General features: G+C 56.7%; 12 protein-coding genes. 4 read left to right on the top strand and 8 right to left on the bottom strand.

Going from position 1 to position 11421, the window contains the following annotated elements; genetic code table 11:
• Positions 1-47: 47 nt before the first annotated feature.
• The 3 genes from HMPREF9241_RS01365 to HMPREF9241_RS01355 are packed head-to-tail and all read left to right on the top strand — an operon-like array spanning position 48 to position 4165.
• A complete protein-coding gene (locus tag HMPREF9241_RS01365) occupies positions 48-1379 on the top strand; it encodes an ATP/GTP-binding protein (protein ID WP_131367595.1) in 1332 nt (443 codons plus the stop codon).
• A complete protein-coding gene (locus HMPREF9241_RS01360; RefSeq protein ID WP_131367594.1) occupies positions 1361-3088 on the top strand; it encodes a type IV secretory system conjugative DNA transfer family protein in 1728 nt (575 codons plus the stop codon). The genes HMPREF9241_RS01365 and HMPREF9241_RS01360 overlap by 19 nt, the downstream gene beginning before the upstream one ends.
• A 15-nt stretch (positions 3089-3103) precedes the next feature.
• Entirely contained in the window at positions 3104-4165 is a 1062-nt protein-coding gene (locus HMPREF9241_RS01355) for a hypothetical protein (RefSeq protein ID WP_006680483.1), read from the top strand.
• A gap of 49 nt (positions 4166-4214) precedes the next feature.
• On the opposite strand, the gene HMPREF9241_RS01350 is transcribed toward HMPREF9241_RS01355, so the two are convergent.
• From HMPREF9241_RS01350 to mobC, 3 genes are read right to left on the bottom strand one after another with little or no spacing between them, the layout of a single operon-like run.
• Positions 4215-4598 (bottom strand): DUF4913 domain-containing protein, encoded by a 384-nt coding sequence (locus tag HMPREF9241_RS01350; RefSeq protein WP_040318430.1) that lies wholly within the window; start codon positions 4596-4598, stop codon positions 4215-4217.
• A 25-nt stretch (positions 4599-4623) separates the two neighbouring features.
• On the bottom strand, positions 4624-6519 hold the full coding sequence (locus HMPREF9241_RS01345) for a relaxase/mobilization nuclease domain-containing protein (protein WP_006680481.1): 1896 nt from the start codon (positions 6517-6519) through the stop codon (positions 4624-4626).
• Positions 6516-6932, bottom strand: coding sequence for a plasmid mobilization relaxosome protein MobC (gene mobC / locus HMPREF9241_RS01340; protein ID WP_006680480.1), 417 nt, complete (start codon positions 6930-6932; stop codon positions 6516-6518). The genes HMPREF9241_RS01345 and mobC overlap by 4 nt, the downstream gene beginning before the upstream one ends.
• 531 nt (positions 6933-7463) lie before the next feature.
• On the opposite strand from mobC, the gene HMPREF9241_RS01335 reads away from it, so the two are divergent.
• Positions 7464-7721, top strand: a complete 258-nt coding sequence (locus tag HMPREF9241_RS01335) for a hypothetical protein (protein WP_006680479.1) — start codon at positions 7464-7466, stop codon at positions 7719-7721.
• A 49-nt stretch (positions 7722-7770) separates the two neighbouring features.
• Here HMPREF9241_RS01335 and HMPREF9241_RS01330 read toward each other — a convergent pair whose 3' ends face one another.
• The 5 genes from HMPREF9241_RS01330 to HMPREF9241_RS01310 all read right to left on the bottom strand — a co-directional run bounded on the left by HMPREF9241_RS01330 (position 7771) and on the right by HMPREF9241_RS01310 (position 10545).
• On the bottom strand, positions 7771-8151 hold the full coding sequence (locus tag HMPREF9241_RS01330; protein ID WP_006680478.1) for a hypothetical protein: 381 nt from the start codon (positions 8149-8151) through the stop codon (positions 7771-7773).
• A 355-nt stretch (positions 8152-8506) separates the two neighbouring features.
• Positions 8507-8773: a type II toxin-antitoxin system RelE family toxin gene (locus HMPREF9241_RS01325; protein WP_006680477.1), complete on the bottom strand. Its 267-nt coding sequence runs from the start codon at positions 8771-8773 to the stop codon at positions 8507-8509.
• On the bottom strand, positions 8770-8991 hold the full coding sequence (gene relB / locus HMPREF9241_RS09585; protein WP_006680476.1) for a type II toxin-antitoxin system RelB family antitoxin: 222 nt from the start codon (positions 8989-8991) through the stop codon (positions 8770-8772). Before relB ends, HMPREF9241_RS01325 begins: the two co-directional genes overlap by 4 nt.
• Positions 8992-9169: 178 nt before the next feature.
• Entirely contained in the window at positions 9170-9724 is a 555-nt protein-coding gene (locus HMPREF9241_RS01315; protein WP_006680475.1) for a recombinase family protein, read from the bottom strand.
• Complete coding sequence (locus HMPREF9241_RS01310) at positions 9724-10545, bottom strand: Fic/DOC family protein (protein WP_006680474.1); 822 nt, start codon at positions 10543-10545, stop codon at positions 9724-9726. Before HMPREF9241_RS01310 ends, HMPREF9241_RS01315 begins: the two co-directional genes overlap by 1 nt.
• Positions 10546-11421 lie beyond the last annotated feature (876 nt).

Genomic DNA, 11421 nt, shown 5'->3' with positions numbered 1-11421 from the left:
AGCCGCTGATCCAGCCGTGGCGCGCCACGTCGAAACAAGTGTGTGGCATGTTCCCTTTCATCGTGGGGTCGAACACGGCTTTAGTGGGAGCGCCCCTTGGCCGGGCCTTGCACGGTGGGGGAGCAGTGTGCGCCGACGAAATCTCATGGTTTGAACGCGGTTTGATTAGTGCCCCTTCGGCAATGGTGCTCGGCTTGAACGGTTTGGGTAAGTCCTCTCTGGTTCGGCGCATGATTACCGCTTCAGCCGGGTTCGGGGTGCACACGATGGTTCTGGGCGATATTAAGCCAGACTATGTGGCGTTGATTGAAGCCCTTGGCGGGCAAGTCATCAGTATTGAGCATGGTGGTGCGGGTATTAACCCACTCGATGCTGGCAACGTGCGTGAGGCCGTGGAGTTGTTGGAAGCGGCAGGCAAGTTTGAGGATCGTGACAAGCTCCTGGCCGCAGCCCATGAGCGTAAGAAAGACATGGTGTGCTCCCTCATCCACATTATTCGTCGCACGCCACCTTCAGATAGGGAGGAGACGATTGTTGACGAGGCTATCCGTATTTTGGAGACCTATGATCGGCCAGTAGTGTTGGCTGACCTTTTGGAGGTTGTGCGCTCCGCTCCAGATGAGCTCCGCGCAGCCGCACTGGATCGCGGCGATATTAACCACTACCGGACGGTCACCGAGAGCTTGGAAGCGTCCCTCATGGCTTTGTTGTCGGGCCGCTTTGGCGGTCTATTCGCGGTGGAGACCACAACGCCGATGATGATGGATCGTTCCGTAGTGTTTGACGTGTCCGCATTTAAGGAAGCCTCAGAGGACCTACAGGCCGCGTTGTTGCTTGCTACGTGGTCGTACGGGTTTGCGACCGTGGAGATCGCGCAGACACTGGCTGATGCGGGTGTTGCTCCGCGTCGGCGTTACAAGATTGTCATGGATGAGCTGTGGCGTATTTTACGCGCCTCATCGGGCTTGGTTGAGCGTATTGACTCTCTTACTCGTCTGAACCGCACGGTGGGTGTGGGCCAGCTGATGGTCACGCACTCGATGGCAGATTTTAACGCTCTGGCTTCCCCGGCAGACCGGCTTAAAGCCTTGGGGTTTGTTGAGCGGTCGAAAATGCTGTTTTTAGGTGGCCTTCCCGCCCGTGAGATGGAGTTGTTGGAGGGCGTGTTTTCTTTGACTGAGAAGGAAAAGTCGATGCTGACCTCGTGGAATGCTCCGGGCACGTACGACCCCACCACGGGTAGGGACGCCCCGCCTCTTGGCATGGGCAAGTTCATGTTGAAAACCTCCAACGCTCCAGGCACACCGTTCCAGGTGCGTTTCGTAGCGGGGGAGGCTGCCTTGTCGGATACGAACCAACGGTGGAACAAAAGAAGATGAGTGCGCGCGATGATGTATCCACGTGGGAGCCGTCCACTGTTGTAATGGCGGTCTTTATCGCCATTGTGGGCGCAGCTAGCCTGCTTATCACTCTTGGCGCACACACTTGGGCGCTCTGGCGCGGGGTAGACGGGGTTTCGTGGAACCCGTTTACTCTCATGATCGAGGTGTTTCAGGGCCGGCTTGACCCGACCGGCGAAGTGTATTGGTGGATTGGCGGGGTAGGCGTTGCCCTCCTCATCCTTGTCCTTACTGGTCTGGTTCTGGCACTTCCACGCCGCTCTAAGCGCTCTAGGCGCGGTGATGAGGCCGCGCAGTGGGCTGGTAGGGGTAAAGATATTGAGCCGATCACGAAGGCGACTGTGGCCGCTAAAGCGAAGCGTTTAGGCGTGAGTGGTGCCCTCGGATTCCCGGTGGGTCGCACGGTGGCTGGTGGGATACCGGTCATGTCATCGTTTGAGGACGTGTGTATCACGATTGCAGGGCCGCGTACAGGTAAGACCACCTCGTGGGTGGTGCCCCGCATTTTCGCTGCTCCTGGCGCGGTTGTGGCCACGTCGAACAAACGGGACATAGTAGATGAGACCCGCACGCGTCGTGCTCAGGCCACGGGTGAACAAGAGTGGGTGTTTGACCCTCAAGGCCTCGCTGGGGAGGAACAGTCGTGGTGGTGGAACCCGCTGTCGTACGTGACTGATTATGTGCAGGCAGGCGCGTTGGCGGACATGTTTTTATCTGCTGAGGACGTGTCGAATAAGGATGGTAACGACATGTGGGATCAGTGGGCGTGCCAACTGATTGCCCCGATGCTGTTAGCGGCCGCCACGGCAGGCAAGCCCATTACGGCTTTGCACACGTGGTTGGCTGACCAGACTAATGATGAGCCGGTTCTGTTGCTCCGCAGCCTTGCAGGCGAGTGCGCTGAGGATGACGTGCGAGATGATCTGTTGAAAGCTGCTACTAGCCTGGAAGGGTTTATGGGCATGCCCGCTGAAACGCGCGGCAGTGTGTATGGTGGCGCGGTGCGGATCATGCACTTTTTGAATAACACGCGTCTCATGCGTTGGGTCACCCCCGTCAAGGGCGTGCCCGAGTTTCACCCAAGCGAGTTCGTTAAGACCAAGCAAACCTTGTATTGCTTGTCGCAAGAAGGACGCGGCAGTGCAACCCAGATTGTCACCCCGCTTACCGTGGCCGTGGTTGAAGCGGCCACGGCCTACGCCACTAGCCAGGCGGGCGGCAGGTTGGCTACTCCCATGCTGATCGAGTTGGACGAGGCCGCGAATGTGTGTCGGTGGAACGAACTACCCTCGCAGTATTCCCATTTTGGTTCTCGCGGGCTGTGTGTAGACACGGTGTTGCAGTCGTGGAGTCAGGGTGAGCGAGTGTGGGGCGATAAGGGCATGAAGGCCCTTTGGTCGGCCGCGAATGTGAAGGTGTATGGCGGTGGCGTGTCAGAGCCAGACTTTTTGCGCAACCTCTCAGAACTGATTGGTACACATTGGGTGGACTCTACCCAGATTTCAAGTTCTTCTCAGGGCAGGTCGTATTCAACATCTAAGGCATCCCAACAGCGGCCTATTGCCACCGTGTCGGACTTGCAGGCACTACCGCAAGGCAGGGCGTGGGTGTTCGCTTCGGGCGCGGTAGCCACTTTGGTGCGACTGATCCCGTTTTGGGACCAGGAAGATTATCAGCCGGGCAAGTAGTTAAGGGAGAATACTATGGCAGATCACGTGTTGAATGAGACCAGCGCGGAAATGGTGCGCGCATGGCGGGTAGCGATGGCGGTGGGCCGTTTCATGGCCATGCGCAGAGAACAAGCCTTACGCAAGGCTGAACAATCCTCAGCCGGCCATGAGAGAGCGTTGCGAAGGGCGATTGAGGATGAGCGCCTGTTAGCGCAAAAGGTTTACTCTCAAGCCCTTGACGATAAGTGGTGGCACACCGCCGTCGAAGATGACGCAGCCTACGTTTACGGGGTGGCACGCCGTTTTAGCGATATTGACCCCCAGGCAGAGTTAGCTGCGCGCAGGTGTGAGAGGGAGGCTAAAGAGCGGTGGGGCATTGACGTTCACGGCCCGCTGGCAAGACCAGGTGATATTCCCAGTGTGGACGAGGCACTGAAGGACGCTCCCGTGCTCGATGGTGAGGACGCGGCCGAGTTAAAACCGGCCGTGCAAGAAGTGCTGTACCGGGCCTATCAGGACGGGGACTATCAGATGGTGGGTCGCGTTCGGGCCGAGGCGATCTTGGACTACGTGCAAGAGCAGAAGGACACTGCCCCGGATTGGCTCAATAGTCTCTGGCAAAAAGACTTATCCCAGTGGCTAGACGGGGACGCTCATATCGCGCAGCGGGTGCGCGATATTTATCCCGACATTCAAGCAGCTGAGCAGATGTACGCCGAAGCCGTTGGCATGGCCGCTCACGCTCAGCGTCAGGCGGGCGTTGAAGGCCGAGAAGGGCGCGAGGCGAGGCAGGAGCTCAAGGCGGGCGAGTCTAGCGAGGGTGCAGAAGGCGTAGCGGTGAAAGAGATGAGCGAGGCCAAGCATGCCGGGCGCGGCGCTGAGGTGGCGTGGGATACGATGCAGGCCCGACAGGCGCACGCCCAGTCTTTGCTCGATCAGGGAGCAGACCCGCAGGCGGTGCGCGCGGCGATGACTGCCGACACGGGACTACACCAGCCCGCTAGGACGGCCACGCGCAAGAGCGGTAAGACGAACACTACTCCCGCGCGCGTGCCAGCTAAGAGGCCGGCGCGTGTACAGACCCGCCACATGTAGCAAGCACGAACTAGAGGCGGCCGACACTACCTAGTGTCGGCCGCTAATGTTATTCGCGCGGTTTGAAAATGTCAGGATCGGCTGGCTCACAAGGAAGCTCCCCATCAGGGTGAGGCCGCATGTCGCGATGCCCGCCCTCGACGCTACAGCCTTTGAAGGGGCCGTCATTGTCGAGTAGTACCGTCATGATCGGGTCAGCGTAGCTCACCAGCCACTGTGCAGATGCTACTGGCCCGGCGTTGACACGCATGTGCTCCCACGCATGCCATAAGGCTTGTAGGCGGTAGACCGCTTCGTCATGTTTCCACCATTGCGGGCACCACGTCATCCGCCCTTTAGGTAAGGCGCGCTCGTAGATGCGCACAAGAAAATCACGCACGAACTCGTCCAGGGTGGGGTAGTACAAGTCTGGGGTTTGTTCTTCGTTGCTCATACCCACTACGTCAGGTGTGCGCGCACTAGCGGGAGCGGCCACGCCCGCGCTCGGGTGGCTGCCAAGTTGGCATCTTCGGGTGACGGGTTGGATGGTCCACCTTCTTAATCTGCGGCACCTCTCCAATACCAGGTAGCGGCCGCTGACGTTTCGGCGTTTCATCACTGCCGGCACTGTCGCCGGTCGTGGTCAAGTTTTGGTGCATTTCAGCGATGTAGTCACGATGGCTATTACCGTCAGGGTTATCACTGTGCTCTGTTGGAGTGGTAAAGCCTTGGGGAGTGGCAAGCCAAGGGGTGCGCTGGCCGATACGCTCAATCTCCGCCTCTTCACCTACGCTGGCCCGCGCCACTGCCGGCTCGATGATCTGCTCAGGTGAAAGTGGCGGCTCCGGCTCAGTCGTGATTTCCGGGAGCGTGTCTTGCTGCAAAGGCACCGGCTCAGCCTGCAACTGCGTAGTGGCTTGCAGATAGGGGGCTTCCATGCGCACGCGCTCGTACACGCCGCGCGTGTCACGCAGCATTGCGGCCGCAGTGTTGGCCTGTTGGGCTTGCCGGTATAGGTCGGCCAACGCTTTTACTAGCTCCATCGTTGCCACCAGGGCAAGCGCGTAGGAGACTTCACTGTTCTTTGGAGTAACAGCGGTGCTCAGCAGTTGGGCTCCAAGGACAACCCACGGGCTTGTCCCACTCTTTTGTGCGGGTCGCTGTTTGAGTTGAGCACTACGCCCCACTTGGCGCGCACAGTAGTCCAACGCGCCTCGCATCTCATCGCTTAAGTCTGGTTGCTGTGCAGCGGCAGCGAGTAGACCAGCCACATCATTAGTGGCGTTAGCAAGAGCCAATCGATCAGTTGGATCAACGTTGCTCAGCTGGTCACGGAAGATGTCCAGGCCGCGCTTGTGGCCAAGCCACTCCTCCCTCGTGTATGAGCGACGGCCGCCTGACAGGGGCATGCCCTTCCATGCGTCTTGCCACGCGCCCACCGCGTCAGTGGCGGACTCGATAGTGTCTGGCCAACGATCACGCAGCGCACGAAGCGTGAGGTCACGCGCGATAGAACCGCCCGCATACCATTGCGTCTTGACGCCCGGCTTAGTGTGCAGCGCAGCAGAATACCCCACCACCACGTCGGTGCGTCCCTTAGCAAAGCGTGGGCGCAACCTCACGCCCAGGCCACGGGCGCGGGCAATGAAGTCCACCTCGCTAGTCGCAGCCTTAGATGCTGCGCGCAAGCGTGACTCAAGCGCGGCCCGGTCGGTCACCTGCTTGCCCGCGCGCCGTGCAGCGTTGAGTGCTTGAGCGCTGTCACACTTGGAGCTGCGCGCGTGTTCGCGCGACTCAACAATGCGTAGCCCGTACTTGTGCTCAAGCGTGTTGCACGCGCGCTGGCTACGTGGTTGATCGTTCCACGAGTTCCACCTCGTGCCGTCCTCGCGAACAATGTTCGCGGCAATGTGAATGTGATCCCCACCGTTCTTAGACGTGCCGTGATGGATCGCCACCCACCGGCACTCAGCCTTGCCTGACGCGGCGGTGAACTCCATCTCGTCCATGAAGTCGCGCGCGATTGCCGCCCACTTGTCCTCAGACAATGGACCCTCATCGGGGGACAGGGACAAAGAACAGTGCCACACGTGGTTTGGACCGTAATCAGCGACGCGTGTCTTACCCATTTCAGGATCAAACTTGCGGATAGGTCCGCTAACGAAGCGTTCGGTCTCGTGCATGAATGAGTCGAGATAGTTCGCTATCTCGCTTGCTTGAGCAAGCGACAGTTCTGACCAGTCGCCCCACCTGTTCATGATCGTCCTTGAGCCAGCCACCAAGTGCGGCTCGACATGTTCGTTCGCGCGTCCAGGACCAACCAGGTAACGCATGAGACCACCAGTGTCGCCACCATCAACAATGTTGGGCATCATCGGCGCACACTCGCAAGCAAATAGTTGATCTCATCAACGCTACGCTCAACCTGGCCTAGCACATCATCAATATGTTGAGGCAACTCCCCTTTGACGTGAGCGTAGCGAGTGAGCTGGTTGAGGTTGTTAGCCAAGCCGGTGAGCTTGCGACGGTAATCGCGCAAGTCGGTAATAACCTCTGCAAGATTGTCGGTATCAATTTCTTGTGCCGAAGCTGGATGCAACGCAGCGTGGACGAGAGTGCGAGAGAGTGACCAGCCTTGATTGTTCGCCTTAGCTTCAAGCAACGCCCGCTCTTTACTTGTGAGGTGAACACGCAACGACGAACGCTGAAGGCCGTTAATCGATCGGGGAGCGCGACGAACATCGCGCGATGCAACGCGCTGCCTATCCGGCTTGTCCGACCCACTCATCACTCACAGTCTCCTCAGCGTAGCGACCCGAAGGGATCACACTCCTAGTGTGCCCCAGGTAGAACCACGTGTCTACCTGCAAGCCTGATAATGGTACCATTATCATATAGCTTGCTCCCCAGGCGACCGCGCACACTGTCGTGTGCGCTAGGGCGCGAGGGAAACGCACCTTGTGCGTTTGATTGGCTAGGGGTGCAAGCTACATGGATGTGGCTTGACCACTGTCCGCGATACGCGCCGGTGCGAGTCGCGGAGCGCGCGCGAGTGCGACGGCGAGGGGCACGGTTGCGCCTAGCGTTGCGACGTTAAGGTGCGTGGCTACGCCTGTCGTTGCGATGGTGAAGCGCGGCGGCGCAGTGCTTCGCTGTGAGACACGATCACTGTTGATAGTCGTCGCCTACGCGCGGGTGAGTGCGTTGCGAGTTCGGTTCGGTTTGGTCTGGTGGTTGTGCGCATGTGTGCGCGCACAACCTACGTAACGGGCGAAGCCATTAACCCGTGGCTTTTTGTGAAGTGAAAGGAAAACTTTGAATGTCAAACCCATTCGACCCAGTGACCAAACTGTTAAACCACGATGAAAACCGGGAGGACGCAGTGCGTAACCTCGGCCAAGCGATGATCCAACTTGAAGCAGTCGTATCTTCATACAAGAACGCATACAAGGCGGCAATTGCTACGGGCTGGACCACACGCGACCTCAACGTAGCCGGATTCTTCGACGTAGCAAAACTACCCAAGGTCAAGAAGATCGCCGCGCCCCCATCAAGCGCGCTCTTTAAAGACGAGTAGTAAGAACAGGGGCGTGCTAACCCGTTTGGGTTAGCACGCCCCTGTGTTCTTATGCCACGTGTGACCACGGGTTGCGGCTGCGGCGTTCGATCGCGTATGTCGCCTGTTCTGCTAAACGCTCTCCTGCATCCCAGAGAGCATCGCTCACATCAGCGCCAAGGAAGTCTTGATAGCTGATCGTTCCCCACGAACCGCTAATCGTTGCCACGGCTTGGCAACGATGGTAAGAGATGTAAATGTTCGGCCCACCAATAGCCACCGCTAAGCTGAACCCATTGAACTCTCCTTGCATGTTGAACGTAACCTCAATGTCCCAACAATCCTCAAGATATTCAGACAACTCCTCCAAGCAATCCGACTGAACCAAACTATCTAGTTTGGTTATGAACTCATCTACGCGTTCCTTTAATAGCGCCAAGTCCCTATCCATGATGACTCCCTCCAGGTGCTGTGTCGGTTGTGACTTTGTTTTTGCCGGCTGGCACGGAGTCAACAAGTCGCGGACAAGGTCTGCCCGTCACCATCGGCAAGTCGGTGCGGGTCATGGAATAAAAAACGAAGTGGTTTATGCCGTGAAAGCCCGCACCCACTTGAACGCAAAGCGTTTGACGGACAGACCACGCGACGTAGACTCGAAAGCCAGCAGGAAAAACCCCTGAGACAAGAAGAGTGCGCGCTCACGCGCTCCACAATTGCCACCACCAGTGGCACAAAAGAAACAAGGCCACGCACCGCGTGGCCACATCACGTTAAAAACGGCTAGGAAACTTCCTAGCCGTTTTTGCTTAGCGGTATATCTCGCGTCTGTGCCCGATGGAGATAGCCAAGATAGAAAGCTTATCGTCTTTGATTTCGGCAATGAGTCGATAGTCGCCGATGCGATAGCGCCATAAGCCAGCGAGATTGCCTGTTAAGGCTTTGCCGTGAATACGCGGGTTGTCGGCTTCCATGAGGTTTTTAGTAATCCAGCCTTTGATGATTCGTTGAGTGTAGTGATCGAGCTTTTTAAATTCTTTATCGAATGCTTTGGATGTTTCTAAACGCCAGTTCACAGCCCGCACTCTTCCCATAATTCTTCAATCGGGCGAGTTTTATATCCGTCTCGTTCCCACTCGTTCAGAGCTTCTTGGGCTATCTGTACGTCGTATTCATCCTCGATACGTTCGAACAGTGCTTGCTTGAATGCTTCACCTAAAGAAATCCCGTGCAAGTGCGAATAGCTTGTGGCTAGCTTGCGTTCTTTCTCGCTAAGTCTGATTGAAAAAGCCATGTTTACCGTCTCCCAACGCCTTTTAGTACATTGTACTTCAATCTGTGTTGTTTGTTAATGGTTAGCCGGACAAAGCCAGTCCTGTTTTCTTGAAGTGATGGCGGATAGTGCTGATTTCGTCCGCTTACCTACTCCCCGCGCTAGCGGGCATAAGTTCAGGCATTAGCGAGGGTCTTAACTATTTATGAGGGTTTAAGGCTCTTGAGACGGTGGAGCGGCTAACGCCGAGTACCCTGGCAATTTCAGCGTTATTAGAGCCGTTTTCTTGCATGGCTCTAGCGGTCTTTAACCGTTCAGGCGTCATGAGCGCGGGCCGGCCTCCAAGCCGTCCTTGGGAGCGTGCGGCAGCAAGGCCCGCTCGTGTTCGTTCTCTAATAAGGTCACGTTCGAACTGAGCAAAGGCTGCGGCCATGTGGAACACCAAACGCCCACCCGGCGTAGTAGTGTCGATCGATTCGGTAAGAGAGCGAAACTCAATGCCACGCTTATCTAAGTCCGCAATAACCTCAACAAGGTGGGGTAGTGAGCGGCCTAAGCGGTCGAGTTTCCACACCACAAGCGTGTCACCCTCACGTAAATAGTCCATCGCCTTGTCTAACTCTGGGCGCATGGTTTTAGCGCCCGAGGCATGGTCAGTGAAGATACGACTACACCCTGCGCGCGTGAGAGCGTCTAGTTGTCCGTCCAGATTCTGCTCCAGAGTAGATACGCGCGCATAACCAATAAGACTCATTACATCCCCCGTCCATAACCGTGATTCCTGCTCTTGCTGTGACGCTGTTGAGGCGCGACGTGGCGCGTTGGATGATCCAACTTCTTGAGCTGCGGGACTTCTCCAATGCCGGGTAGTGGTGGCCGTAATGGAGTGATGGCCTTGCTCAATACTTTTGCTAATCGTTTGTTGCTTCCTGTGGCTTGGCTGTAGAACCGGGCTGCTACAAAGTCCTCAATCAGTGCCTTGCCGGGGGCGAGTAAATCTTCGTTGAGTTTGTATCCGGCGTGAGCGCAAAGCTGACTGTAGAAAATGAACTGGGTGCGGGTGTTGCCTTCTCGGAAGGGGTGAATGGTGTTGATCTCGCCCCATGACTCAGCCAATGCTGATATAAGCTCGTCGGAGGCTAAGCCGCGAAAGTAGTTGTTGTTTTTAATGTAAGAAAATTGGTGTTCTGCCGCTTCACTGAGCGCGGGGCCAGCGGGGTAATAGTAATAGGTGCGCCACGGGGCGTTAGGGTCTCCAGGAGGATAGTCCACCACATCGGCATAGCCTTTCGCCATGAATGTATCTGGCGCGGTTCGTTCTTGTCCTGCCCATTCGTACACGTCTTGGAAAAGGTGGTAGTGAATGGCTTTCATGTGTTGGTAATCAAAACGGCCGCGGATGGGGTGTAAACGCAGTTCACCCGCGCGAAGCGCGGTAGCGGTTTCTTCTGCTGCTCGTAGTATTTGAGCGTCAGGCTCCCCGTAAGGGTGGGTTGCCGTCACGAATTTATTTCTCAGCGTGGTCGTTCCTGGAATGTAGTAGTCGTTCCAAGAGTAGTAACGTTGTTCGTTCACTGTGTGCGGCGGATGTGCTGGATAGCTTGGGCGAGGTATTCAGCGTCGCTGATTTGTCCAGATAAACACTGCTCGAGCAAATCTCTAATGTAGGGGTCAGTAACAGCGTGGCCAGCTAAGGCGAGTGCAGTATCTGCAAACGATATGGCCTCGCGTACTGCGGCCTGAGATACTAAAGGCGGTTGTGTTGACACGCTCATAATGGTTCCTCACTTCCGTGGTACACGCCTACCGTTGCACGCGCCAGATACTCGTCTATGCTTATTTCCCTGCGCACATAGTCGGTTAGGTTCTTGACAACGCGCCGAGTTGGTTCATTGCCTTCATGCCAACCCAAGGCGAGTGTGTCTAGGACGATTTCTCGTTGTGACGGCTCAAGACCTTCGAATAGATCAGGCCAGCGTTGCTCAATGTCAAAAGTGCTCACGGTGCCTCCCACGTGCTATTCAAATTCTACCGTGTGTGCGTGCGTTACTCAATGGGTGGTGGTTCTGCACGGGTTGGGTTTTGGGCGCTAGTTTTGCACGTTTTGTTTGGTTGGTTTTACGCGGTTTCTTGTTTCGGTAGTTGTGGTGTGCGTTATCGGTCGATAATGCACACTCGTCTGGACTCTCAGTCGTAGGGGCTAAATTCGTGCTCGATGTCTGCGTCAGTGATTGTGGCGCTGTTAGCTAGTGTGTAGGGGTTATCCCCGCATTGCGCGGGGTGTGTAGCGAAAACCGTGGGTTTACCTGCTTAGTGGCTATGCGTCTATGAGTGATTTGGTGAGCATGGCGCGCACTAGCTCGCTAGTGGTCATGTTCTCCTTGTCTGCCGTGGCTGTTAGCGCCCGTTTCATAGCGGCAGGAATCTTCACTGAGAGAGTCTCGCTACCCT

It is taken from the genome of Schaalia turicensis ACS-279-V-Col4 (genome assembly GCF_000296505.1).
In the GTDB taxonomy this organism is placed as follows: Bacteria; Actinomycetota; Actinomycetes; order Actinomycetales; family Actinomycetaceae; genus Pauljensenia; species Pauljensenia turicensis_A.
This window is presented reverse-complemented; position numbering and strand designations above follow the sequence as displayed.